This window comes from Paraburkholderia sp. BL6665CI2N2 (assembly GCF_004366535.1).
Taxonomy (GTDB): domain Bacteria; phylum Pseudomonadota; class Gammaproteobacteria; order Burkholderiales; family Burkholderiaceae; genus Paraburkholderia.
On sequence record NZ_SORC01000001.1, the window covers coordinates 641,299 to 665,287 of the forward strand.

The 23,989-nt window shown below is 62.5% G+C and carries 22 protein-coding genes; 18 read left to right on the forward strand and 4 right to left on the reverse strand.

The genetic code is table 11. The annotated features are described in order from the left end of the window. Positions 1 to 295: 295 nt before the first annotated feature. Entirely contained in the window at positions 296 to 655 is a 360-nt protein-coding gene (locus B0G81_RS02775) for a DUF3564 domain-containing protein (protein ID WP_106286447.1), read from the reverse strand. A 160-nt stretch (positions 656 to 815) separates the two neighbouring features. Between B0G81_RS02775 and B0G81_RS02780 the strand changes: the two genes are divergently transcribed. Next, positions 816 to 1,505, forward strand: coding sequence for a DUF4410 domain-containing protein (locus B0G81_RS02780; RefSeq protein ID WP_134133415.1), 690 nt, complete (start codon positions 816 to 818; stop codon positions 1,503 to 1,505). 64 nt (positions 1,506 to 1,569) lie between these two features. Here B0G81_RS02780 and B0G81_RS02785 read toward each other — a convergent pair whose 3' ends face one another. Beyond that, positions 1,570 to 3,255 (reverse strand): acid phosphatase, encoded by a 1,686-nt coding sequence (locus tag B0G81_RS02785; RefSeq protein WP_134133418.1) that lies wholly within the window; start codon positions 3,253 to 3,255, stop codon positions 1,570 to 1,572. Between the two features lie 99 nt (positions 3,256 to 3,354). Beyond that, on the reverse strand, positions 3,355 to 3,642 hold the full coding sequence (locus B0G81_RS02790) for a hypothetical protein (RefSeq protein WP_116123884.1): 288 nt from the start codon (positions 3,640 to 3,642) through the stop codon (positions 3,355 to 3,357). Positions 3,643 to 3,827: 185 nt separating this feature from the next. On the opposite strand from B0G81_RS02790, the gene B0G81_RS02795 reads away from it, so the two are divergent. After that, on the forward strand, positions 3,828 to 4,802 hold the full coding sequence (locus B0G81_RS02795) for an IclR family transcriptional regulator (RefSeq protein WP_134133421.1): 975 nt from the start codon (positions 3,828 to 3,830) through the stop codon (positions 4,800 to 4,802). Between the two features lie 99 nt (positions 4,803 to 4,901). Here B0G81_RS02795 and B0G81_RS02800 read toward each other — a convergent pair whose 3' ends face one another. Continuing rightward, positions 4,902 to 5,975, reverse strand: coding sequence for a porin (locus B0G81_RS02800; RefSeq protein ID WP_134133423.1), 1,074 nt, complete (start codon positions 5,973 to 5,975; stop codon positions 4,902 to 4,904). Positions 5,976 to 6,415: 440 nt separating this feature from the next. Here B0G81_RS02800 and B0G81_RS02805 point away from each other — a divergent pair, with 440 nt between their 5' ends. The 16 genes from B0G81_RS02805 (at position 6,416) to B0G81_RS02880 (ending at position 23,884) form a co-directional block, all read left to right on the forward strand. After that, positions 6,416 to 6,730: a non-heme iron oxygenase ferredoxin subunit gene (locus B0G81_RS02805; RefSeq protein WP_116122805.1), complete on the forward strand. Its 315-nt coding sequence runs from the start codon at positions 6,416 to 6,418 to the stop codon at positions 6,728 to 6,730. Position 6,731: 1 nt separating this feature from the next. Beyond that, complete coding sequence (locus B0G81_RS02810) at positions 6,732 to 7,043, forward strand: recombinase-like helix-turn-helix domain-containing protein (protein WP_134133426.1); 312 nt, start codon at positions 6,732 to 6,734, stop codon at positions 7,041 to 7,043. 48 nt (positions 7,044 to 7,091) lie between these two features. Further along, positions 7,092 to 8,186 carry an aromatic ring-hydroxylating dioxygenase subunit alpha gene (locus B0G81_RS02815; RefSeq protein ID WP_134133429.1) on the forward strand — a complete coding sequence of 365 codons (1,095 nt, stop codon included), beginning with the start codon at positions 7,092 to 7,094 and terminating at the stop codon, positions 8,184 to 8,186. Next, complete coding sequence (locus B0G81_RS02820; protein WP_134133431.1) at positions 8,179 to 8,946, forward strand: SDR family oxidoreductase; 768 nt, start codon at positions 8,179 to 8,181, stop codon at positions 8,944 to 8,946. The genes B0G81_RS02815 and B0G81_RS02820 overlap by 8 nt, the downstream gene beginning before the upstream one ends. 26 nt (positions 8,947 to 8,972) lie before the next feature. Next, positions 8,973 to 9,500, forward strand: coding sequence for a cupin domain-containing protein (locus tag B0G81_RS02825; protein ID WP_116122809.1), 528 nt, complete (start codon positions 8,973 to 8,975; stop codon positions 9,498 to 9,500). Between the two features lie 44 nt (positions 9,501 to 9,544). Next, positions 9,545 to 10,435 carry an alpha/beta fold hydrolase gene (locus B0G81_RS02830; RefSeq protein WP_134133434.1) on the forward strand — a complete coding sequence of 297 codons (891 nt, stop codon included), beginning with the start codon at positions 9,545 to 9,547 and terminating at the stop codon, positions 10,433 to 10,435. After that, the gene (locus tag B0G81_RS02835) at positions 10,436 to 11,329 is read left to right on the forward strand and encodes an IclR family transcriptional regulator (protein ID WP_106279117.1); all 894 of its coding nucleotides are present in this window, start codon (positions 10,436 to 10,438) and stop codon (positions 11,327 to 11,329) included. It abuts the gene before it with no gap. Then, positions 11,329 to 12,126 carry an SDR family oxidoreductase gene (locus tag B0G81_RS02840; RefSeq protein ID WP_134133436.1) on the forward strand — a complete coding sequence of 266 codons (798 nt, stop codon included), beginning with the start codon at positions 11,329 to 11,331 and terminating at the stop codon, positions 12,124 to 12,126. The genes B0G81_RS02835 and B0G81_RS02840 overlap by 1 nt, the downstream gene beginning before the upstream one ends. Continuing rightward, positions 12,119 to 13,777, forward strand: a complete 1,659-nt coding sequence (locus B0G81_RS02845; RefSeq protein WP_134133438.1) for a thiamine pyrophosphate-binding protein — start codon at positions 12,119 to 12,121, stop codon at positions 13,775 to 13,777. Before B0G81_RS02840 ends, B0G81_RS02845 begins: the two co-directional genes overlap by 8 nt. Continuing rightward, positions 13,770 to 14,600, forward strand: coding sequence for an aspartate dehydrogenase (locus tag B0G81_RS02850; protein WP_134133440.1), 831 nt, complete (start codon positions 13,770 to 13,772; stop codon positions 14,598 to 14,600). The genes B0G81_RS02845 and B0G81_RS02850 overlap by 8 nt, the downstream gene beginning before the upstream one ends. 40 nt (positions 14,601 to 14,640) lie before the next feature. Further along, entirely contained in the window at positions 14,641 to 16,146 is a 1,506-nt protein-coding gene (locus B0G81_RS02855) for an aldehyde dehydrogenase (protein WP_134142973.1), read from the forward strand. 17 nt (positions 16,147 to 16,163) lie between these two features. Next, the gene (locus tag B0G81_RS02860) at positions 16,164 to 17,129 is read left to right on the forward strand and encodes a VOC family protein (protein WP_134133443.1); all 966 of its coding nucleotides are present in this window, start codon (positions 16,164 to 16,166) and stop codon (positions 17,127 to 17,129) included. Further along, positions 17,122 to 18,387, forward strand: a complete 1,266-nt coding sequence (locus B0G81_RS02865) for an FAD-dependent oxidoreductase (protein ID WP_134133445.1) — start codon at positions 17,122 to 17,124, stop codon at positions 18,385 to 18,387. Before B0G81_RS02860 ends, B0G81_RS02865 begins: the two co-directional genes overlap by 8 nt. A gap of 25 nt (positions 18,388 to 18,412) precedes the next feature. Then, positions 18,413 to 19,816 carry an MFS transporter gene (locus B0G81_RS02870; RefSeq protein ID WP_134133447.1) on the forward strand — a complete coding sequence of 468 codons (1,404 nt, stop codon included), beginning with the start codon at positions 18,413 to 18,415 and terminating at the stop codon, positions 19,814 to 19,816. A 216-nt stretch (positions 19,817 to 20,032) separates the two neighbouring features. Continuing rightward, positions 20,033 to 20,362, forward strand: a complete 330-nt coding sequence (locus B0G81_RS02875; protein WP_134133450.1) for an RHS repeat domain-containing protein — start codon at positions 20,033 to 20,035, stop codon at positions 20,360 to 20,362. Between the two features lie 33 nt (positions 20,363 to 20,395). Then, on the forward strand, positions 20,396 to 23,884 hold the full coding sequence (locus B0G81_RS02880) for an RHS repeat-associated core domain-containing protein (RefSeq protein ID WP_134133452.1): 3,489 nt from the start codon (positions 20,396 to 20,398) through the stop codon (positions 23,882 to 23,884). The last annotated feature ends 105 nt before the right edge of the window (positions 23,885 to 23,989 follow it).

A 23,989-nucleotide genomic window follows, 5' to 3' on the forward strand; every position in this document is an offset into this window, starting at 1 on the left:
GGAAAACGGATTCGCGCGTTGAGCGCTGTCATAAAAACGATGCCGCCGCATGGCGCGCACGGCAACGTCCCACATCTCGCCGCACCAAAAAAAACGGGCCGCCTTGCAGCGACCCTAATGCGTGGACTTCCGACTCTACTCACGCAAACTTAAGGCGACCTTAAATGCGCGAGCGACGAAATCGCAACTAGGGAATCAAAAATGCGGCGTACGAACGCACGGACAAAATGACCCATGCGCTAGCGGAGCGCCGCTCGCGCACGGAAATTTAGACCGATAAAACGAGTGCTACAACCTAATTGTCGAACACGCTGTGTTCGGCGCGGACCTGTTGGCGGTCCACTGCTTGCAAGCGCCAGAAACCGCTGGCCTGCGCGCGCGTCGGCAGGGCGGTCCATGCCGCGGCGCCTTGCGCGGCGCTCACGCGCTGCTTGCGGTCCACATGCAATCCGCGCAGCGTGCACAGCGGCGCATCCGTGCTGGGCGCACACAGAGTGGTCACGCCGTTATCGTCGCGCAGTTCGCCCCACGGGGGCAGATCGATCCCTTGATGTGCTTCTCTCGACCACCGGTGTTCGTCGATGTCGAGCCATAGCACAGCGTAATCATGGCTGACGGTGGGATCGGAACCGTTGATGAGGATGGTCAGTCGCATGGCGGGTTCCGTACAAATTGCGAAGTTGTGCTTTAACAGTCTATGCCGCAACGGGCGTTATGCAAGGCAAACCGCATGACGATCAGGTACGAAAAAAAGGACGCACGCTGCGCACGGTTGTACGATAGCCGCGTCCTGTTAATGTTCGCGGAGGCACGCCATGCTTCATCGATTTTTGCAATGCACAGTGATGGCGGGATGCCTGAGCGCGGCGGCGATCGTCAACGCCGCCGCGGCGGACAGTGCGCCGTTCGCGACGCCCGCGCCGGTCGTGTATGTCGCCGACTTCGATCTGGACGTCGCGAACGTGACACCGGACAGCGGACCAGGCCAACGCGTGCGCCGCCTGCGCGGTTTGCTGCCGAGCGGACCCGGACCGATGGGCGAGGACAAGAATCCGCAGGATCATGCGAAACATATCGTGGACGAAATGGCGGAAGCGCTAACGGACGCTCTGAAAAAGGCGGGCGTCGACGCGCGCCGCAGTGCGCCGGGTCAACCGTTGCCGGCTTCCGGTTGGCAAGTGCGCGGCGTGTTCTTGAGTGTCGACGACGGCAATCGCCTCAGGCGCGCCATGGTCGGATTCGGCGCCGGCCAGAACGACATTCAGGTGGCGGTGTCGTGCGACAGCCTTGGTACGCCTGATTTGCCGCCGCTGTATCAGGCCGTCGACGAAGCCGACAGCAAAGGCATGCCGGGCGCGGCCATCAAACTGAATCCGTACGTGATCGCCGCCAAGTTCGTGATGGCGAGCGGCGACGAGAAGAAGACGATCAAGAAAACGGCTCAACAGATCGCCGATGCGGTGGTCGCAAAACTGCATGGCGCCGCGCAGTCGAAGCCGCAATAGTTCGAGTTGAAACGCCTGAGGCCGCGCGCGCCGCAGGCGTTTCAACTTTCGAACGTTCAAGCGCTCAAGCCAGATCCAGCGTGCCCGTCAAATCTCCCAGCGGCGCGAGTCCGTTGCTTGCGAATGCCCGATCGCGCGCCACCACGCCATCGAGCGGCGCGAGCCCATGCACGCGGCTGATCAGTCGAAGGATCGAGTTGGTGTCGTACACGGTGTGATCGACGTAACCCTTTTTCGCCAGCGGCGAAATCACCAGCGCGGGAATCCGCGAGCCCGGACCCCAGCGATCGCCCTTCGGCGGCGACACGTGATCCCACCAGCCGCCGTTCTCGTCGACGGTGACCACCACGACCGTGTTCGCCCATTGCGGCCCACGCTGAATATGCTCGATCACCGTCGCGATGTGAAGGTCGCCCGACGCGACATCCGCGTAACCCGCGTGCATGTTCAGATCGCCTTGCGGCTTGTAGAACGCGACCGTCGGTAAGCGTCCTGCATCGATATCCGCGATCAGATGGTTGGTCGACGCGTCGTTGCCGAGGCCGCCATCGCGCAGATATTTGCGCCGCGCCACCGTGCCCGGCGCGTAATTCGTGAAGTAGTTGAACGGCTGATGGTGATACTGGAAGTCGGGCACCGCGCCGGTATCCTGATGCTCCAACGCGTACTGCCACGCGCCGCTGTACCAGGCCCAGTCGACACCCTTGTCGGTCAGCCGGTCGCCGATCGTCGCGTACTTCTGCGGCGGCAGCACGCGCGGATTCGACAGGTCCGCGAAGGCCGGATTGCCGCCTTCGGCCGGCCGCACGTTGCTCGGCTGATAGGGCGGCGCCATCGTGTTGACGGCGTAGCCGTCGGCGGTGAACGCGCCGTCGTTGACGAATTTCGGCGGACCGTCGAGCGCGGAGGCGGGCGAGTCTTCCGCCTGCTTCAGCCGCGTGCCGGTGGGATCGTCGCCGTCGATCACAGACACCATCTTCTTGGCCGGGCTGTTCTGGATGTCCGGATAGAACGGCGCCTGCGCCGAGATCAGGAAGATGTGGTTCAGCCACGAGCCGCCGAAAGCCGCCATGAAGAAGTTGTCGCACAGCGTGTACTGCTGCGCGAGATTCCACAGACGCAGTGCGTCGGCGGAATTGCGGTAGTGTCCCATCACCAGGCCGCCGGAATCGCCCCACGCGGCGAACTGGTTGTTGCGGCCGGCGTTGATCTGCATCTGGTTCTGATAGAAGCGATGCACGAGGTCGCGCGTGATCACGCCGGTCGGCAGCGGCGCGCCCTGTGCGTCGGCGATATGGAACGGGCGGTTGTGCAGATTGACGATATCCTTCTGGCCGATCATGTAGCGCTTGCCGTCCACTTCCTGGGCTTGCGGCACGAGGCCGCCCCAGATGGCCGGCAAGCGCGGCAGCGGCGTCTTGCCGTCGCGGTCGAGTTGCAGATAACGTTCTGCGCTCACGGCGTCGAGCGGATGCTGAACGCCGGGGAAGTTGCCGTACAGGTTCGCGAAGCTGCGGTTCTCCGCGTAGATCACGACGATGTGCTTGACCTGATCGTGAAGCGCGGCGTCCAGACGCAGGTCGGCGGCGCTGCGCGGCGCGCCGGTGCTCGACATGCTTTGGTCGGTTTTGCAGCCCGTCAGCGCCAGTCCGATACCGACTGCTGCCAGGCCGGTAAGGACTCGGCGGCGGTCGGGGTCGTCGGGGCTGTCATCGGCGTTCGGCGGCAGGCTGGAGTCGTTGTCGGTCATCGGGAAGCTCCGAAAGGGCTGTGACGGACGCAGGCGCGCTGCTCGGGGCGGCGTGCGCGCGGCACCGGTTGCGGATTCGAGGTGGCCGGACGGTTCCGGCTAGGGGAGTCTACGCTTCACGCGCCAACTATTGTGTGTCGCGTCGACGGCAAGCAGAAGCCAATGCCGCGTGTCGACGGGGTGACGCTTTTGCGTGGCATAGCGGTCTACCATCAGTTCGAGTTCGTCGAGCGCGCGGCGGTGGCAGGTGGCATTGGCGCCGGAACCATCCGCGAATTCGACGACGGCGGCCGCCGCCCTGGCCGGTTCGGGCAAGTGCGCAGTGCGCACCGCACAGCCCGGATAAAGGTGCGAGTCGGCAACCTGAATCTGAATGGAATCGGACATGAGCGTGGCCTCCCGACGCTTGAGCGGAGCGAATGCGCGGCAGCGAGGCCTCGCGCAATGGACCGCTTCAAAAGCATAGCACCGCGTGAAATGGTGGCAGTGCAGCAATTGGCATGGTTAACCGCGACGCGCCACGCGCTATCATGCTGATCTGACCTTGATGAACAGTAGAAACGGCAGCCAAGATGGCAAAAGAAGAGCAGACAGGAGCGGGACGCAAGCAAGCGAAGCCACGCGGTGCGGCAGCGTCGCTTTCGCAGGACGACGCGTTGCCGCGGGCCCAGGCAAACGACGCCGACTCCCAGGAGTCCACCGACGAAGAGAGCGCCGGCGGATCGACTTACCTCGTGCCGGGCCTCGAGCGCGGCCTGCGCATTCTGGCGGAGTTCAGCGCGCGCGAGCCGGTGCTCGGCGCGCCCGAATTGTCCAAGCGCATCGGCATTCCGCGCACCACGACATTCCGTTTATTGCAGACGCTCGAAGCGCTCGGCTTTCTCGAGCGCGTCAACGGCGACCGCTATTTCCGCCTGAGCGTCGCGGTGCTGAGGCTCGGTTTCGAATATCTGAGTTCGCTCGAATTGACCGATGTCGGCACGCCGATTCTCGAACGCCTGCGCGACGCCACGGGCCTGAGCACGCATCTGCTGATCCGCGATCAGCGCGACGTGGTGTTCGTCGCCAAGGCGCAAACCCATGCGCCGATGTTCAGCTCGGTGAAGGTCCATGTCGGCACGCGCTTGCCGGCGCATGCGACGGTGCATGGTCAGGTGTTGATGGGCGACTTGAGCTTCGAGGAATTGCGGCAGTTGTATCCCGAACCGCAACTCGAACGTTTCACCGAACGCACGCCCGCCACGGTTGAAGAACTATACGAACGAGTGCGCGAAAGCGCGGCGCTCGGTTATGCGCTGAGCGAAGCGTCGTTCGAGCGCGGTATTTCTGTGGTGAGCGCGCCCGTGCGCGACCAGAGCGGCAAGATCGCGGCGGCGTTGACCGTCACGATTCCGCGTTCGGATATCGGCGAAACCGAAGAGCGCGAGCCGCTTATCGTCGCGGTTTGCCAGGCGGCGCTCGAACTGTCCGAGCGACTCAGCTACCGGCCGCGTCCGGATGATCCGACGGCGATTCAGGCGCGCCGCAAGCAGCTGGCGGCGGGCTGATTCCGCTCTATTTCAGCTTTCACTTCAGCGCTAGTCTGGCTGCGTTCGTAGCCGGACTAGCCGCATCAGATCACAACCCCCAGCAGTCCCAGCAGAACCTCAGAACGAGTGATGGATGCCAGTCAGAATGATCGTCTGGTTCCGTCCACTCGACACACCCGCCGTAAAGAACGCCGCATCCGTATTCGAACCGGCACGCTCGTACAGAGCGTTCACATACAACTGCGTTGACTTCGACAACGCGTAGATATCGCCGATTTCGAACTGCGTCCAGCGATGCCCCGCCAGCGTCGTCGTCGCGGCGCCACCGGCCACGGTGTTAAACGGCGTGAACTGGTAATTCGCGCCGACGTCGTAGCTCTGATACGTGTCCGAGTGGCCGCCCGACTCCAGTTTCACGCGCGTATACAGACCGTGCACGAGCAGCTTGCCGAACTGGTATGACGCGCCCGCCCCCATGTTCTCGACCTTGTCCGCGGTGTAATTGGCTGCAGCCACGCCCTGGAAGTTGGTGATGCCCGTCGTGACGATCGACGGCGTGCGATTGTGCTCGTTCGCATACGTCGCGCCGGCCTTGAACGGACCGTTCGCATAGCTAAGCGCAAAGCTCAGCGTCTTGCCGGTCGAGAAATTGGTCGTGTTGCCGAGACCCATCATCGCGCCGACCTGGAAGCCGCTGAAACTCGCCGAGCGGAATTTCACCGAATTGTCGAACGGCACCACGCCGGTGTCGGCGAGTTCGTCGATATTGCCCGGGTGGAACGCGTACCAGCTTGCCGCCAGATAAGCCGTGCTCAGCGGACCCAGCACATCGAAGCTGAACGGCGTCTGATGACCGAGGGTCAACGTGCCGATCGTGTCCGAGCTCAGACCGACGAACGCCTGGCGATTGAACAGCACGCCGGCTTTGGCGAACGCGCCGGTGTTCGTATAAAAGCCGTTCTCCAACTGGAAAACCGTCTTCAGGCCGCCGCCCAGATCTTCCACGCCCTTCAGGCCCCAGCGGTCGGGCTGCATGTTGCCCTGTTCTTCCATCCACTTCGAATGCCCGCCGACATTGCTGATATACGCGACACCGGCATCCAGGCTGCCGTATAGCGTCACACTGCTCTGCGCCCATGCGCCTGTCGTTGCGCAGATTGCCGTCAAGCCGGCTGCAATGATGTGCTTCACCGTTGGTTCTCCTGATCACACGACGGGTAGCTCTCGCCGGATTCGTCGTCCCTGATCCTTGCTTTGGGTTGGATGCAGTTCTGCGCGGTTTACGCCGAAACTGCTACGCTTTGTGTTCCATCTATGGGCGTTTGTATCGCCTATGGAAAATTATAGTGAGTCTGTGAGTGGTCAAAATAAATTTTCGGACCCGGTACAAATCCGCATAAGGGCTGGCAGATACGACTGAAAATTTGGCTCGAACCTTGCGTGACAAGGCTCACAGAGCATCGCAGCGGTTCACGCTCGATCCGGCGATGTTGTCTTTCGAGCGCCACGCTCGGTGTTTTCCCCTATCGGCCGAGATTTTTATTTTCTCCAGCCAAACCCGCTCCTATAATTATCCATACACGAACTGATGTTCCTTGTATGGAACATAGAGCTTCAGGAGAAGGCGAGAAATGACTGAACAATGGCGCTGCGCCGGCCATGCCGGCGACCTGTCCGATGACACGCCGCTCGAGTTCAAACTCGACGGCGCCGAGATCGGCATCTACAAGGTGGGCGAAGCGCTGTATGCGCTGGAAAACGTCTGCCCCCATGCGTACGCATTGCTGACGCAGGGCTTTGTCGACGGCGACACCGTCGAGTGCCCGTTGCACGAAGCCGTGTTCCATATCCCGACCGGCAAATGCTTGAAAGAGCCCGGTGGCCGCGACCTGAAGGTGTACTCGGTGCGCCTCGCCGGTGAAGAAATCCAGATCAAGGTGGAATGACATGCGAGAGCACATCGTGAACTTCAATCCTTTCCTGAAGCCGTGGCTCGCGCCACAGCCGAATAACGTCGCGGGCAAGGGCGTGATCGAAAAGCCGGGCGAGACCGAAAACTTCATCTGGCAAACGCGCAAGGCCGAGCCGACCCAGTACGAAAACGACTTCGGCGATGCGCTCGAAAAAGTCTTCGAAGCGGGCGCGATCGAGTTGCAGGAAGTGGTCGACGGTCTGAACCGCGTCGGCTTCCGCACCCCGGAAGGCGGCACGTGGAACGCCGACCGCCTCGCCGCCGAATTCCGCCTGCTCGCCGAATAGGCGCGCTTTTCCGAACACGTTTATCGCATTCGTACCCGGAGTCTCTTCATGACGTCCCCCAATACAACGCAGGGCGCGGCCGATCCGATCCAGTCCTATCTGGACAAGGGCCTGCGCAACTACTGGTATCCCGTTGCACCGAGCTGGCAAGTCGGCGACGCGCCGGTCGGCATCACGCGTCTCGGTGATCAGATCGTGCTGTGGCGTGACAAGGAAGGCAAAGTCCGCGCGCTCGAAGACCGCTGCCCGCACCGCGGCGCGCGTCTGTCGCTTGGTTGGAATCTCGGTGGCAGCGTCGCGTGCTGGTATCACGGCATTGAAATCGACGGCAGCGGCGAAGTTGTCAAAGTGCCCGCCGTGTCGAACTGTCCGCTGGAAGGTCAGAAGTGCGTGAAGTCGTATCCGGTCGAAGAACATGCCGGCGCGATCTTCCTGTGGTTCGGCGACGAAGCGCATAAGGAACCCACGCCGCTCGTGCTGCCGGAAGAATTGGTTGGCGAGGAATACGCGAGCTTCCTGTGTATGTCGCACTGGAAATGCAATTACCAGTATGCGATCGACAACGTGATGGACCCCATGCACGGTGCCTATTTGCACGCGACGTCGCACTCGATGGCTGAAGGCGACAAGCAGGCCGACATGCGCGTGCGCAAGACCGAAACCGGACTGATGTTCGAAAAGGTCGGCCAGCGCGACGTGAATTTCGACTGGGTGGAACTCGGCGAGACCGGCACGCTGTGGATGCGCCTGGCCATTCCCTACAAGAAGAAGTTCGGCCCGGGCGGCAACTTCGGAATCATCGGCTTCGCAACGCCGGTGGACAGCGACAACTGCCAGGTTTACTTCTGGCGCACTCGCAAAGTGTCGGGCTGGCAGCGCGACGCATGGCGCTTCCTGTATCGCAATCGCCTGGAAGGTCTGCATTGGGCCGTGCTGGAGCAAGACCGCTATGTGCTGGAAAGCATGGCGCCGAACGCGCGCGCTCATGAATTCCTGTATCAGCACGACGTCGGCATGACGCGTGTGCGCCGCATGTTGCGTCAGCGCGCGCAGCAGGACTTTGCCGCGCTGGAAGCGCATCGCGCCGAAGCGGCAAAAGCAGGCATCGCGCAATCGGCGGAAGCAGGCCACAGCCATGCATAAGGACGCGTCCGCAGCGCTCAACGGCCGGCGCGTCCTCGTGACGGGCGGCGCGCGCGGTCTCGGCGCGGCCTTCGTCCGCTCGCTGGTGCAAGCCGGTGCGCGCGTCGTGTTCGGCGACGTATTGCACGACGAAGGCCGCCCGCTCGCGGCATCGCTCGTCGAGCAAGGACATGCAGTCACCTACGTGCCGCTCGATCTCGCCGACCCCGCCAGCATCAAGCAATTCGCGGAGCAAGCTGCGGCGCAACTCGGCGGTCTCGATGCACTGATCAACAACGCGGCCATCACCAACTCCGGCGGCAAGTTCGCCGACGAGTTGTCTGTCGATACGTGGGACGCCGTGATGAACGTCAACGTGCGCGGCACCTGGCTGATGAGCACTGCCGCGCTGCCGTATCTGCGCGACTCGGGCCGCGGCAGCATCGTCAACATTGCCTCGGACACGGCGATGTGGGGCGCGCCGAAGCTGCTCGCTTATGTCGCCAGCAAAGGCGCGGTGATTTCGATGACCCGCTCGCTGGCGCGTGAATTCGGCGCTCACAACGTAACCGTCAACGCAATCGCGCCCGGGCTGACCGAAGTCGAAGCAACCGCATACGTGCCCGCCGAGCGTCACGAGTATTACCTGCAAGGCCGCGCGCTGACGCGCGCACAAGTGCCCGACGACGTCACCGGGCCGGTGCTGTTCCTGTTATCCGATGCCGCTCGCTTCGTGACCGGCCAACTGCTGCCGGTCAACGGTGGTTTCGTGATGAATTGATCTTGTCGAATCGAAAGGAGAAAGAGATGGCGGACGCCGATATCGAACGCAAATCGTGGGACCAACCCGCGGACGCGAGCTTTGCCCAATGGTTGGACAGCCGCGTCGCGCGCCTGGAAACGCGTCGCTACGACTGGGACGCGCTGAAGTTTCAGGCCGACTACGATCCGAAGTATCGCCGCGCGCAAATGCGCTATGTCGGCACCGGCGGCACGGGTGTCGCGAAAGACATGAACACGGTGCCCGCGGGCGGCTTCACGTTTTCGACGATGGTGATTCCGGCCGGCAACATCGGCCCGAGCCATATTCATATGGACGTCGAAGAAATTTTTTTCGTGCTGCGCGGCAAGATGAAAGTGGTCTGCGAGAAAGACGGCGAAACATGGGAAGCCGTGTTGGGCGAACGCGATCTGATCTCGGTGCCGCCGGGTGTGTATCGCACGGAAATCAACGTCGGTGAAGAAGACGCGTTGATGTGCGTGATGCTCGGTTCGCCGAAGCCCATTACGCCGACGTATCCGCCGGATTCGCCGCTGGCCAAGCTCAAGCGCTGAGCTTCACAAGCTTCCGCAGTTTTAAAACACCCGCGAAGGAAATCATGTCCGCAGTCCCGTCCGTCACAGCTGATCAGCACGCCACGCTCGAAGCCCGCCTTGCGCGCTTTCCGGCGCAGCAGATCTGGCTGGCCTCGCAACGCGCGGTGAGCTATCGCGAAGTGGATAGCGCCGACAGCAGCGCGTTGCCGCTGGTGCTGCTGCACGGTATCGGATCGGGCGTCGCGTCGTGGGTGCAGCAGTTCGAAGGACTCGGCGCGACGCGCCGCGTGCTGGCGTGGGATGCGCCGGGTTATGGCGCATCCACGCCGGTCGCGGCCGTATCGCCCGCCGCGCACGACTACGCGAGTGTGTTGAAAGAGTGGCTCGACGCGCTCGGCATCGAACGTTGCGTGCTGCTCGGCCATTCACTCGGCGCGATCATCGCCGGCGCGTTTGCCTTTGAATATTCGCAGCGTGTAGCCGGTTTGTTGCTGTTGTCGCCGGCTGGTGGCTACGGCGCGGCATCGGCGGAAATGCGCAATACGAAGCGCGATCAGCGTCTCGCGATGCTGAACGAACTTGGCCCGCAAGGCCTCGCCGAACAACGCAGTACCAACATGCTGTCCGCTCACGCGAGCGACGAAGCGCGCGCATGGGTGCGCTGGAACATGTCGCGCGTGATTCCGCACGGCTATGCACAGGCCACACATCTGCTCGCCAACGCCGATCTCGCCGGCGACCTCGCGCGCTTTGACGGCCGCGTCAACGTGGCCGTCGGTGCCGAGGACACCATTACGACGCCCGAAGCCTGCGAGCGACTCGCGCTCGCCGCGGGCACCAAACTGCAGGTCGTGCCTCGCGCGGGCCACGCTGGCTATATCGAAGCCCCCGCCGCGTACACCGCAATCATCGACACGTTCTGTCGCACGAGCGACGGACAACGGAGCCAATGAATGACGCCCGACACGCCCGACACCGCTCGCGCCGAGCGCGACGCGGACGAAGACCGCACCGACACGACCGGTGACACCGCCTACCGGGTGCCCGGTCTCGAACGCGGTCTGAAGATTCTCACGGAATTCTCGCCCCGCGAGCCGATTCTCGGCGCACCGGAATTATCGAAGCGCCTGAAGATTCCTCGCACGACGGTGTTCCGTCTGTTGCAAACGCTCGAATCGCTCGGCTTTCTGGAGCGTGCCGACAAGGACCGCAACTATCGCCTCGGCGTCGCGGTGCTGCGGCTGGGTTTTGAATATCTGAGCTCGCTCGAATTGACCGACCTCGGCTTGCCGGTCATCGAGGCGTTGCGTAACGAAACGGGCCTTACCAGCCACATCGTGATTCGCGATGGACGCGATGTCGTGTTCGTCGCCAAAGCGCAAAGCCACACGCCGATTTTCAGTTCCGTGAAGGTCAATGTGGGCACGCGTCTGCCGGCTCATGCCACGACGCACGGCCAGGTGCTGATGGGCGACCTGACGCTCGACGAGCTGAAGAGGCTCTATCCCGAGCCGGAACTCGAACGCTTCACGAAGCAGACGCCGATCACCGTCGACGACCTGTACGAGCGGATTCGCGACGACGCGCGGCGTGGTTTCGCGATCAGCGAGTCGTCGTTCGAACGCGGTATTTCGGTGGTGAGCGCGCCGGTGCGCAACGACACGGGGCGCATTGTCGCTGTCATCACGACGACGATTCCGCGCCACGAAATCGATGCGTCGCTGCTCGATAGCGGCCTGATCGACAAGGTTCGCCGCGCGGCCGACGACCTCTCGCAGCGGCTCAACTATCGGCCGAAGGGTGGCGCGAAGTCGGGCAGTAACTACATGAAGGCATTGGGGCTCTGATGATCCAAATCGACTTGAGCGGACAGGTAGCGGTGGTGACGGGCGGTTCGTCCGGTATCGGCCTCGCGACTGCCGAACTGTTTCTGCGGGCGGGCGCCTCGGTCGCGATCTGCGGCCGCGACACCGAACGTCTCGCGCAAGCGGAAGCCGCGTTGAAGGCGCAGTTCCCGCAGGCGCAATTGCTCGCGCATCGTTGCAACGTGCTCGACGCTGACGACGTGAAAGGGTTCGCGGACGCGGTGCAAACACGTTTCGGCCGCGCGGACATGCTGGTGAATAACGCCGGCCAAGGCCGCGTGTCGACTTTCGCCGACACCACCGACGAGGCCTGGCGCGAAGAACTCGACCTGAAGTACTTCAGCGTGATCCGCCCGACTCGCGCGTTTCTGCCGATGCTGCGCGACGCTTCCAATCCCGCGATTGTCTGCGTCAACTCGCTGCTCGCTCTGCAACCCGAGCCGCACATGGTGGCGACTTCGTCAGCGCGCGCCGGCGTGCAGAACCTGCTCAAGTCGCTCGCGGTGGAACTCGCGCCGCAGCGCATCCGCGTCAATTCGATTCTGATCGGTATCGTCGAATCGGGTCAATGGCGCCGCCGTTATGCGAAAGAAGCGCAGCCAGGCCAGAGCTGGGAAGACTGGACCGCCGAACTGGCGCGCAAGAAAAACATTCCGCTAGGCCGCTTCGGTCGCCCCGAAGAAGCCGCTCAAGCGCTCTTTTATCTGGCTACGACGCTGTCGTCCTATACGACGGGCAGTCATATCGATGTTTCTGGAGGCGTTGCACGACATGTCTAATAAAACCACCGTTGGCGAACTGATCGCCGCCTTTCTCGAGCAATGCGGCGTTCAAACCGCATTCGGCGTGATCTCGATCCACAACATGCCGATTCTCGACGCGATCCACAACCGCGGCAAGATCCGCTATGTCGGCGCGCGCGGCGAAGCCGGCGCGGTCAACATGGCCGATGGCCTCGCGCGTGTCTCCGGCGGCCTCGGCGTTGCATTCACCAGCACGGGCACCGCGGCGGGCAACGCAGCGGGTGCGATGGTCGAAGCCTTGACCGCAGGCACCGCGCTGCTGCACGTCACGGGTCAGATCGAAACCGAATACCTCGATCAGGACCTCGCGTATATCCACGAAGCACCGGATCAACTGTCGATGCTGTCGTCGATTTCGAAGGCCGCGTTTCGCGTGCGTTCCGTCGAAACCGCATTGCCGACGATCCGCGAAGCCGTGCGTGTCGCGCAGACCGCGCCGAGCGGCCCGGTGAGCGTCGAGATTCCAATCGACATTCAGGCCGCCGAAGTGGAATGGCCCGCCGATCTCGCCGCGCCGCACATCACGACGCTCACACATTGCAAGCAGCGCGTCGCGCAACTCGCCGATTCGCTGGCGACGGCCAAGCGCCCGCTGCTGTGGCTGGGCGGCGGCACGCGTCACGCGACGAAGGCAGTCGAGCGTCTGGTCAAGCTCGGGTTCGGCGTCGTGACCAGCGTGCAAGGCCGCGGCGTGCTGCCGGAAGATCATCCGGCGACGCTCGGCGCGTTCAACGTGCATACGGCGGTCGAGAGTTTCTACAAGACGTGCGACGCGCTGGTGGTGGTCGGTTCGCGTCTGCGTGGCAATGAAACGCTGAAGTACAAGCTCGCGTTGCCGCAACCGCTGTATCGCGTCGACGCCGACGCGCTCGCTGATAACCGTGGCTATCACAACGAGATGTTTATCCACGGCGATGCATCTTCGGTGCTCGAAGAACTCGCGACGCTGCTCGAAGGCCGCCTCAAGGTCGATCCGGCATTTGCGCAGGATCTGGCGGCCGCACGCGAAAGCGCCGTTGCCGATGTGGGCAAGGGCCTCGGCCCGTACAAGCGTCTCGTCGATGCATTGCAAGCGGCAGTGGGCCGCGACTACAACTGGGTGCGCGACGTCACGATCTCGAACAGCACGTGGGGCAACCGCATGCTGAAGATTTTCTCGCCGCGTGCGGGCGTTCATGCGCTCGGCGGCGGCATCGGCCAGGGCATGCAGATGGGCATCGGCGCGGCGCTTGCGGGTAGCGCGGCGAAGACTGTGTGCCTCGTCGGCGACGGCGGTTTGATGGTCAATGTCGGCGAACTCGCGACGGCGGTGCAGGAAAACGCCAACGTGATGATCGTGCTGATGAACGACCAGTGCTACGGCGTGATCCGCAACATTCAGGACGCGCAATACGGCGGCCGCCGTTGCTACGTCGATCTGCATCAGCCGGATTTCGCGCAGTTCTGCGCGAGCCTCAAGCTCACCCACTACCGCATCAAATCGCTCGACCAGGCCGACGCGATCATTCGCGAAGGCATGGCGAAGACCGGTCCGGTGCTGGTCGAAGTGGACATGCTGTCGGTCGGCTCGTTCGCTACCGCTTTCGCCGGTCCGCCGGTCAAGGAACAGGAGCCTGAACATGCGTGACGCGGGCTACGCGGGGCATCACGCACCCGTCGACGTCGCGATGATCGGCTTCGGCGCGATCGGCCAGGCCGTGTATCGCTCGGTCGCCGCCGATCCGACCGTGCGCGTGTCGCACGTGATCGTGCCGGAGCGTCATATGGCTGCGGTGCGCGAAGTAGTGGGCGACTCGGTGGATGTCGTGGCCTCCGTGTCCGCCTTGAGCAGCCAGCCGCATTTCGCGCTGGAATGCGCGGGACATAGCGCGCTGGTCGATCACGTGGTGCCGTTGCTGAAAGCCGGCACGGATTGCGCGGTTGCGTCGATCGGCGCGCTGTCCGACATGTTGCTGCTGGACGCATTGTCCGCCGCCGCCGATGAAGGCGACGCCACGCTGACGCTGCTCTCCGGCGCGATCGGCGGTGTGGATGCGCTGGCCGCCGCCAAGCTCGGCGGTCTCGACGACGTGCTGTACACGGGGCGCAAGCCGCCTACGGGGTGGCTCGGCACGCCGGCGGAACAGCTCTGCGATCTGCACACGCTGAATGAAGAGAAGGTGATCTTCGAAGGCAGCGCGCGCGAAGCGGCGCGGCTGTATCCGAAGAACGCCAACGTGGCCGCGACGATCGCGCTGGCCGGCCTCGGTCTGGACCACACCACGGTTCGACTGATCGCCGATCCGAACGTGACGCGCAATGTGCACCGCATCGTGGCGCGCGGCGCATTCGGCGAGATGTCGCTCGAAATGTGCGGCAAGCCGCTGCCGGATAACCCCAAGACATCCGCACTGACCGCGTATAGCGCGATGCGTGCGCTACGCAATCGCGCGGCACGTTGCGTGATCTAAGCCATCAGTTGAATAGCTGAAGCAAACTGGAATGACCGACATGACTCACTTCGATACCAGCCTCGTGCCTACCGGCGACATTTTCATCGGCGGCGAATGGCGGCAAGGGCGTGGCAACCCGTACACAAGCCTGTATCCGGCGGATCAGTCGGTCAACATGGAAATCTCGACGGCTAATGCCGACGACGCCCGCGACGCCGTGGAAGCCGCGGACATCGCATGGCGCCGCGCGGACTGGTCGGGTTTGAAGCCGCATCAACGCGCGCTGGTTCTGTATCGCATCGCCGATCTGATCACGGCGCGGCATGAAGCTCTCGCGCAATTGCAGCGCCGCGATAACGGCAAGCCGATTGGCGAAACGCGTGTACTGGTGGCGAGCGCCGCGAACACGTTCCGCTATTTCGCTGCGTGCCTCGAAACACTCGACGAAGAAGTCACGCCCTCACGCGGCGACTATCTGACGATGAGTATCTACGAGCCGGTCGGCGTGATCGCGGCGATTACGCCGTGGAATTCGCCGATTGCTTCCGACGCACAAAAACTTGCTCCGGCGCTCGCGGGTGGCAACGCGGTCGTGTTGAAGCCGGCTGAAGTGACGCCGTTGGTCTCGCTGGCATTGGCGCGCATCTGCGAAGAAGCTGGTGTGCCGAAGGGCGTTCTAAGCGTTGTGCCTGGCAAAGGCTCGGTGATCGGCGACGTGCTGGTGCGTCATCCGCTGGTGAAGAAGGTGTCATTCACGGGCGGCACCGAAGTGGGCCGCGGTATCGCGCGCATCGCGGCGGACAAGCTGATGCCGGTGTCGCTTGAACTCGGCGGCAAGTCGCCGACCATCGTGTTCGACGACGCTGATCTCGATCACGCGGTCAACGGTGTGCTGTACGGCATCTTCAGTTCGTCGGGCGAAGCGTGTATCGCGGGTTCGCGTCTGTTCGTGCAGCGCTCGATCTACGACGTATTCATGAAGCGTCTCGCGGAAGACGCACGCAAGCTGCGCGTAGGCGATCCGACGCGTTCCGAAACGCAAATGGGTCCGCTCATTACGGCGGCGCATCGCGAAACCGTCGAGCGTTATGTCGCGCTGGGCCTAGAAGAAGGCGGGCGCTTGCTGTGCGGCGGCGAGCGTCCGGTCGGCGACGGCCGCGAAGCCGGCACGTACTTCCAGCCGACGATACTCGAAGGTCTCACCAATAACGCCCGCATCTGCCAGGAAGAAATCTTCGGCCCGGTGCTGGTGGCCATGCCATTCGACGACGAAGCCTCGCTGCTCAAAGAAGCGAACGACAGCGTGTTCGGCCTCGCCGCCGGCATCTGGACGCGCGACTACAAGCGCGCGTACCGGATTGCCCGCGCACTCGAAGCCGGCACCATCTGGATCAATGCCTACAAGCTGTTCTCCATCTCGACACCGTTCAGCGGCTGGAAAGAGAGTGGCATGGGACGCGAGAAAGGCCGGCTCGGCATTCGGGAATACATGCAACAGAAGAGCCTCTACTGGGGCTTGAACGACGCGCCGCTGGCGTGGGCTAACGCGCCCCGGGCGAACTAATACGCAAGAGGTACGTTATGACGATTCTCGGCATTGAACAGATTATTTACGGCGTGACCGATCTCGGCACCTGTCGCCGCTTTTTCGCGGACTGGGGCTTGAAGGAAGTGGCGCACGACGAAACCCAGACGCGCTTCGAAACGCTCAACGGCTGCTCGATTCTTTTAAAGAACGCAGTCGATCCCTCGTTGCCGCCCGCCTTCGAAGAAGGCCCGACGCTGCGCGAAGTGACGTGGGGCGTGGCGACGAAAGCCGAACTCGACGAACTGCGCGGCCGCTTCGCCGGTCAGCCTGGCCATTTCGAAACCGACGACGCCGTCGGCTGCATCGACCCGAACGGCATGGCGATTCGCGTCGAAGTGACCCGCAAGCGCGCGCTCGACATTCAAGGCTCGCCGTCGAATGTGTGGGGCCAGACGCTGCGCGTCGACCAGCCTTCGCCGATTTATGAACGTGCCGAACCGGTCGAAGTGGGCCACGTGGTGTTCTTCACGAACAAACTCGCCGAACAGGAAAAGTTTTACCAGGAACTGCTCGGCTTCGAAATGTCCGACCGTTATCCGGGCCGTGGCGCGTTCATGCGCTGCGCGCCGCACGGCGGCCATCACGACATTTTCCTGCTGGCCTTGCCCAACGGTAAGCGCGGGCTGAATCACGTCGCCTTCACCGTGCGCGATATTCATGAAGTATTCGGCGGAGGCATGCATATCAGCCGCTGCGGCTGGGACACGCAACTCGGGCCGGGGCGTCATCCGGTGTCGTCGGCTTACTTCTGGTACTTCCAGAATCCGGCGGGCGGTTTGATCGAGTATTACGCCGACGAAGACCAGCTCACGCCCGAATGGCAGCCGCGCGATTTCGAGCCGGGTCCGACCGTGTTCGCCGAATGGGCGATCGACGGCGGTATCGACGGCAATACGCGACGTCAGAAAAACGCCAAGGCACCGGAAGGCAAGTTCATGACGGAGCGCAAAAATGACTGACGCTGCTGCTGCAAAGGCGCAAGCCGCCCATGCCGGCCTGGAAGCACCGCGCACGATTGTCGTGATCGGTGGCGGCCAGGCGGCCGGCTGGGTCGTGAAGACCTTGCGCAAGGAAGGCTTCGACGGCCGCCTCGTGATGATCGCCGACGAAGTGCATCTGCCGTACGAACGGCCGCCGCTGTCGAAAGCGGTGCTCGCGGGCGAAGCGGATATCGATACCGTGCGGCTCGTGAAGCCCGACGACTTCGAGGCGCTGAATATCGAAGCATGGCAACCGGATTGCGCGACGTCGATCGATCGCGAGCAGCGCATCGTGCGCACGCAGTCGGGCCGCGAAGTGCAATACGACCGACTGGTGATCGCCACCGGCGGCGCGGCGCGCAAGTTGCCGGACTCGCTGGTGAAGACCTCGCACGTGGCTTACCTGCGTACGCTCGACGAAGCCGTCGCGTTGGGTGAACGGCTGCGCGCCAGCAAGCGCGTGCTGGTAGTGGGCGGCGGCTGGATCGGCCTGGAAGTCGCCGCCACGGCGCGCAAGCTCGGCGTGGATGCAACGGTGGTCGAAGGCGCGCCGCGTCTGTGCGCACGTTCGCTGCCACCGATGGTGTCCCGCTTCCTACTCGATCTGCATCGCGCGAACGGCGTCGACGTGCGTTTGAATGCTTCGCTCGTATCGCTCACGGATCATCCGAATGACGTCAATCGCATTCGCGCCACCTTTGCGGACGGCTCGACGCTCGACGCCGATTTCGCCGTGGCCGGCATCGGGCTTACGCCGCACACGGCATTGGCGGAAGCGGCGGGCGTGAAGGTCGAGGACGGCATCGTGGTCGATCATTTCGGCGCCACCGACGACCCGCGCATTTTCGCGTGCGGCGACGTCGCCAATCATCCGAGCGCGTGGCTCAAGCGCCGCGTGCGGCTCGAATCGTGGGCCAATGCGCAGAACCAGGCGATCGCCGCCGCGAAAGCTTTGCTCGGCACCTTCGAACCGTATGCGGACATTCCGTGGTTCTGGTCCGATCAGTACGACGTCAATCTGCAGATTCTCGGTGACATTCCGGGCGATGCGCAACTGGCTGTACGCGGCGATTTGCCCGGCAAGCGCGCCACGCTGTTTCATCTGGAAGACAGCGCGATTCGCGGCGTGATCGCCATCAATACGCCGCGCGAACTGAAACTGTCGCGCAAATGGATGAACCAAGGCCGGACCATCGACCTTGCCACCCTGACCGACGCCTCAACGGCACTTGCCTAACCACATCTACGGACGGCACAACGGCATGAGAACCATCGACAACACCATGGGGGACCGCAGCAGCGCCGGTGTCTCAGGCCCTGTGACCCGGGGCTCGATCATCGCGCGTCTGGAGCGCTTGCCCAAGAATACGATGCAGGTGCGCGCGCGCATACTGATCGGTCTCGCGACGTTCTTCGACGGCTTCGACGTGATCGCCATCGCGGCCACGTTGCCGATCCTGATCGCGAAGTGGCATCTGACGCCGTGGGAAATCGGCTTTCTGATCGGCTCCGGTTCGGTCGGGCAACTGATCGGCGCGTTCGTTTTCCCGTGGTATGCGGAGCGCAAGGGGCGCGTGAAGGCGATCGCGCTGAGTTCGGGGATCATCGGCATCACCAGCATTGCGTGCGGTTTTGCGCCGACGTTCGCGGCGTTTGTCGTGTTGCGCGTGATTCAAGGGCTCGGGCTCGGCGGCGAGTTGCCGGTGGCCGCGACTTACATCAACGAGATCAGCCGTGCGCATGGCCGTGGCCGTTTCGTGCTGTTGTATGAAATCGTTTTCCCGGTCGGCCTGCTTGCTTCGAATGCGTTGGGTGCGTGGATCGTGCCGCGTTTCGGCTGGCAAGCCATGTACTTTATCGGCGGCATGCCGTTGATTCTGTTCTTCGTGCTGCGCAAACTCGTGCCGGAATCGCCGCGCTGGCTTGCCGAACGTGAACGGATGGCCGACGCGGATGCGGCGGTGCATGTGTTCGAGCGTTCGGTCAAAGGTCCGCTTCCGCCGGTCACTCACACGACTGAATTTGAAGCGATGGCCAATCGTCATCCGAAGCGCCGCATGGGCGACCTGTTTGGTCCAGCGTATCTGAGGCGCACGCTGGCCGTGGCCATGTTGTGGATTACCTGCGGCTTCATTCAATACGGTCTCTCGACGTGGCTGCCGACGATCTACCGCACGATTTATCACGCGCCGCTGCAACTCGCGTTGAATCTTGCGGTGGCCGCTTCGGTGCTCGGCGTGGTGGGTTCGCTGACTTGCGCGTTGCTGGTCGACAAGGTGGGACGCAAGCCGATCATCAACCTCTCGTTTGTTGCATGTGCGATTTCGCTGCTGCTGGCGGGTGTGTTCCACGATTCGTCGGTGTATGTCGTGGCGACGTGCTGCGCGTTCTCGCTGGGCTTCCTCGCTTGCGGGTTCATCACGGCTTATGTCTATACGCCGGAGTTGTATCCGACGAGTATCCGCGCGATGGGCTGCGGCGTCGGCGGCGCGTGGCTGAAGGTCGCGGCGATCTTCGCGCCGGCTATCGTGTCGAAGACGATGGTCGGCGGCAATTTGCAGGTGGCGTTTTATATCCTCGCGGCCGTGCCGTTTCTTGCGGCGGTGGCGGTGCATTTTCTTGGGATTGAAACCAAGGGGAAGGTGCTGGAGCAGCTTGAGGCTTGAGGTTTTTACTTATTTGAGTTTGGTGGGCGGTTGATGTCGTAGTACCGCAATTAGCTGGGGGACGAGGGGCGCACTGGGTGGTGTGCCCCTTTGTTTTTCGGGGGTGTAGGGAAGTTCCTACTTCAAATGAAGATCGGTCTTCTATAAATCGGGTTCGGCTTTCGATATCGTCTAGGTAGTTAGCAAAACTACAGGCAGTTGGAATTGGGGATATCGATGGTCAGTTTATTTCGAAGCCAACGCGGCTTCCTAAGCGTATGGCGCGTCGCTAGCGGTGGAGCGGTGGCCTGTCTATTGGCTGTCGCCATATCCGCTCACGCTGACGAGATCACTTACGGATACGACGCATTGGGCAGACTCACGTCTGTTTCGGTTGGAGGCGCGACTGCGTATTACGACTACGACTCAGCCGGCAATATCACCGCGGTTCGAAGGCCGCTAACCGTTTCTTCCGAGCCTTCGGTTCGCGACCAGGCTCTTTCGCTTCCGTTCAACGCTCAAGCATCTGTGTCCGCGCTCGCATCTGCGCCAACCAGCTCGCGGTAGTCGACCCGTCCCCTTCTTTCATCTGGGAACTCCATGCAAGTCACCGATGGCATTGCGGCGCGTCGCGCGCTGCTGCGCCCGTTCGTCCTGTTTTTCTTTGTGCTGCTCTCGTGGTTTGTGGTGCGGCATGCGCATGCAGAGTGCTTTGACGACTACGCGTCGAATGGCGCTTACCCCACAGATCCAAACTGTGGCCTCCTTTCGGCCAGCGCTAATTTCAAGTCGGGCTTTGCTTGTGGCGAGCCCTTTACGATTGCATCTTATTGTGGCGGAGCATCCGGCGGTACGACGGTTGAACCGATCTCTCCCGATGACACCGTCACCCTCGACGGCGATGGCACCGGCGGTCAGCCGGGAGGCTCAGACGGTTCGGGAGGCTGCAGCGGGGGCGATGCGACGGCGGGTTGCGGAAGTAGCACGTCTGGCGGCGATCCAGTCAGGTTGTACACGGGTCAGTTCCACCTGGTTGCCCATGATTTGCATGTTGCCGACACGATTGCGCTGGACCTTGCCCGTGTTTATCGTAGCACCGCTTACGACACATCTGGCCGGCCGATGGCCGGCGCATTCGGCATTGGCACGACGTTCAATTACGATAGCTATCTGACGGTGAGCGCAGCAGACAGCAATAATCTGCGGCAGCTTATTCAACTTTATCTGCCCAGCGGAATCCGTGTTTCGTTCACTCTTCGTGCCGGCACCAGCGCAACTTGGGACGATCTGACAAGCGCAGGCGACTTCTACCGTGGCAGCATCACCGGCAACGGCACGACCAAGTTGCTGACGCTGCGCGACGGCCACACGATGCAGTTCACGATGATCGCCGGCCTTTATCGCCTGACCCGTGTACAGCACCGCAACGGCAACACGGTCGCCATCAACCGGAACAGCAGTACCGGCGCGGTCACGGGCATCAACAGTCCTAATGGACGTGCGCTAACGTTTACGTCGACTGTCGGTGCGCGCGGCACGCCGCTGATCTCGCGCATCTCCGACCCGTTGAACCGCCAGGTGAACTACCAGTACGACAGCCAGGACCGCCTCACGCAGGTGACGGACGCGGGCGGCGGTGTATGGAAGTACGGCTGGGACACGAAGAGCCGTCTGGTCAACGTGACCGATCCGGAAGGCAACCAGCAGGTCGTCAACACGTACGACGACAGTGACCGCGTGATCGCACAGAAGCTCGCCGACGGCAGCACGTTTGGTTTCGCCTACACGGTGACGGGCGGCAAGATCACGCAGACCGATGTGACGGACAGGCGCGGCAGCGTCCGACGCGTGGTGTTCGACGCAAACGGGCGGGTGGTGAGTAACACATACCCGGCAGGTCAATCGATCGCGCAGGTGCAGACCTTCACGCGCGACGCAACGGGGCGCGTGACGAACCTCACTGCGGCCGATCGCCGGTACACGTACACCTACGACACGAATGGCAACCGCATCAGTGAGGTGGATCAATACGGTGTGTTGGCGACGCGTACTTTCGATAGCTATAGCCAAGTGCTGACGGAAGCGCAGGCCGGCGACCCGCAGCGCGGCGTCAGCACTGTCTACACGTATGACGCCAAGGGCAATCTGCTAACGGTGACCGACCGGCTGGGCAACCGCACCACGCAGACGAACGACAGCCAGGGCCGCCCGCTCACGGTAACCGACGCGCTCAAAGGGGTGACGAAGTACACCTGGAGCGGTGCGGACCTCACGGCAATCACCGATGCCCTGAGCCGCACCACACAGTTCACCGCGGACGCGGCGGGCCGGGTGACTGCGGTGCAGGACCCGCTAGGCAATAAGACGACGCGCACGCTCGACGCGCTGGACCGCACGACCACCTTGACCGATGCGCTGGGCGGTGTGACGCACTTCACGTGGGACCGCAACGGCCATCTGCTGGGCCAGGCCGATCCGAAGGGTGTGACCACGGCTTATACGTACAACGCGATTGGCCGTGCGGTGAGTAAGACCGATCCGCTTGGGCACGCTGAGACGTACACATGGAATAACGCGGGACAACTTGCGTCAGTAACCGATCGAAAGGGGCAACTGACAACGTATTGGTATGACGTGGCCGGTCAGCTGCAGTCGGTCTATTTCCACCCCGACGGCAACCCGCTGGGCGCACCCGCACGCTCTCTCGGCTATGGATGGGACGAGTACGGAAGGTTGCAGGGGACATCCGACAGCGGCGTGGGCCGTACACCGGCCGGCTCGCGTTACTATTTCGACAGCGTCACGGGCAAGGTGAACCAGTGGGTCGAAACACCTGGTACGCAGCAGGGATTCATCACCTACAGCTACGACCCGGACAGCCGGGATCTATCGGCCATCGGGGCGAAAGACGGAACAATCAGCTATAACCGCGACGCCGAACACCGCGTCACGCAGGTCCAGTACGCGGTGGACGGTGAGCCGCCGCGCGTGTTCGGCTATAAATACGACGCGCTGGGCCGTGTCAGTCAGGCGACGCTGGCCAACGGCATCACGGCAACCTACACATGGGATGCGGCGAGCCAACTTACCGGCATCACGTACAAACGCGCTGACGGCAGCGTGCTGGGTGACCTGACGTACGGCTACGACCTCGCAGGACGTCGCACGAATGCGGGCGGCAGTTTCGCGAAGACGGACCTACCGGCCGCTGTAAGCGATGCGCAGTACAACGCGGCGAACCAGCTCACGCACTGGTCGGGCAACACGCTGGCGTACGACCTGAACGGTAACCTGGCGAGCGACGGTTCAAACCGGTACACGTGGAACGAGCAGGACCTGCTGAGCCAGATCAGTGGCTCGGTGAGCGCGAGCTTCAGTTACGACATCTGGGGGCGTCGCCGGGACCAGACGATCAACGGTCACCGTCAGCAGACGTTCTGGAATGGCGATGATCTTAGTTTCACGATCGTCGATGGCGATTATGCGCATCGAAACCGGATGTTCTCGGCGTACCCGGAAAGCCGGCTGGATGAACTGACGTATCGGCGCATTGGCGACGATGCGGGCCAGGACAGCTACATCCTGCGCGATGCGAACAACAACGTCATTGCGCTGACCGATGCGAACCAGCAGAGCCAGACGCAGTACAGCTACCAGCCGTATGGGACGACCACGCGGACGGGTGCGGCCGACCCGAACCTGCAGCAGTACACCGGGCGCGAGAATGATGGGACGGGGCTGTATTACTTTCGGAATCGGTACTACAGTCCGGCGACTGCGAGGTTCATCAGTGAAGACCCCCTAGGCTGGGCGAGTGGGCAGACGAACGCGTATGCTTATGTGGGTGGGAATCCGGTTCAGTTCACGGATCCGTTTGGTGATTCCAAACTCATGCCCATTACGGGTGGGCCGCGAGGCGGGTTTATCGTTCATCCGTTTAAACCCAAAGTGAACTATTACGATTCCAATGGTGATTTGTCGGCTCAATATCATGGCGATCATTCGCATGATGGGATGAAGCCGCATGGTCACAACGCTGGACCGAATTTCGACCGCGACGAAGGGCTCCCCCTTTGTCCGATCCCTTGAGAATGGATCTTCGATTTGGGCGTCGGCGTGATCGATGCCGTCGACGCCCTCGCGCGAAGGTCCTCGTGACCGATCGCAATGCTTGATGATTGAACGTGTCCAGAC

Coding starts and splice junctions, on each gene's coding strand:
- B0G81_RS02810 (WP_134133426.1), top strand. CDS start 6,732: ATGCGAGAGCACATCGTGAACTTCAATCCTTTCCTGAAGCCGTGGCTC.
- B0G81_RS02780 (WP_134133415.1), top strand. CDS start 816: ATGCTTCATCGATTTTTGCAATGCACAGTGATGGCGGGATGCCTGAGC.
- B0G81_RS02870 (WP_134133447.1), top strand. CDS start 18,413: ATGAGAACCATCGACAACACCATGGGGGACCGCAGCAGCGCCGGTGTC.
- B0G81_RS02825 (WP_116122809.1), top strand. CDS start 8,973: ATGGCGGACGCCGATATCGAACGCAAATCGTGGGACCAACCCGCGGAC.
- B0G81_RS02775 (WP_106286447.1), bottom strand. CDS start 655: ATGCGACTGACCATCCTCATCAACGGTTCCGATCCCACCGTCAGCCAT.
- B0G81_RS02830 (WP_134133434.1), top strand. CDS start 9,545: ATGTCCGCAGTCCCGTCCGTCACAGCTGATCAGCACGCCACGCTCGAA.
- B0G81_RS02795 (WP_134133421.1), top strand. CDS start 3,828: ATGGCAAAAGAAGAGCAGACAGGAGCGGGACGCAAGCAAGCGAAGCCA.
- B0G81_RS02875 (WP_134133450.1), top strand. CDS start 20,033: ATGGTCAGTTTATTTCGAAGCCAACGCGGCTTCCTAAGCGTATGGCGC.
- B0G81_RS02790 (WP_116123884.1), bottom strand. CDS start 3,642: ATGTCCGATTCCATTCAGATTCAGGTTGCCGACTCGCACCTTTATCCG.
- B0G81_RS02865 (WP_134133445.1), top strand. CDS start 17,122: ATGACTGACGCTGCTGCTGCAAAGGCGCAAGCCGCCCATGCCGGCCTG.
- B0G81_RS02815 (WP_134133429.1), top strand. CDS start 7,092: ATGACGTCCCCCAATACAACGCAGGGCGCGGCCGATCCGATCCAGTCC.
- B0G81_RS02845 (WP_134133438.1), top strand. CDS start 12,119: ATGTCTAATAAAACCACCGTTGGCGAACTGATCGCCGCCTTTCTCGAG.
- B0G81_RS02840 (WP_134133436.1), top strand. CDS start 11,329: ATGATCCAAATCGACTTGAGCGGACAGGTAGCGGTGGTGACGGGCGGT.
- B0G81_RS02835 (WP_106279117.1), top strand. CDS start 10,436: ATGACGCCCGACACGCCCGACACCGCTCGCGCCGAGCGCGACGCGGAC.
- B0G81_RS02860 (WP_134133443.1), top strand. CDS start 16,164: ATGACGATTCTCGGCATTGAACAGATTATTTACGGCGTGACCGATCTC.
- B0G81_RS02805 (WP_116122805.1), top strand. CDS start 6,416: ATGACTGAACAATGGCGCTGCGCCGGCCATGCCGGCGACCTGTCCGAT.
- B0G81_RS02850 (WP_134133440.1), top strand. CDS start 13,770: ATGCGTGACGCGGGCTACGCGGGGCATCACGCACCCGTCGACGTCGCG.
- B0G81_RS02785 (WP_134133418.1), bottom strand. CDS start 3,255: ATGACCGACAACGACTCCAGCCTGCCGCCGAACGCCGATGACAGCCCC.
- B0G81_RS02820 (WP_134133431.1), top strand. CDS start 8,179: ATGCATAAGGACGCGTCCGCAGCGCTCAACGGCCGGCGCGTCCTCGTG.
- B0G81_RS02880 (WP_134133452.1), top strand. CDS start 20,396: ATGCAAGTCACCGATGGCATTGCGGCGCGTCGCGCGCTGCTGCGCCCG.
- B0G81_RS02855 (WP_134142973.1), top strand. CDS start 14,641: ATGACTCACTTCGATACCAGCCTCGTGCCTACCGGCGACATTTTCATC.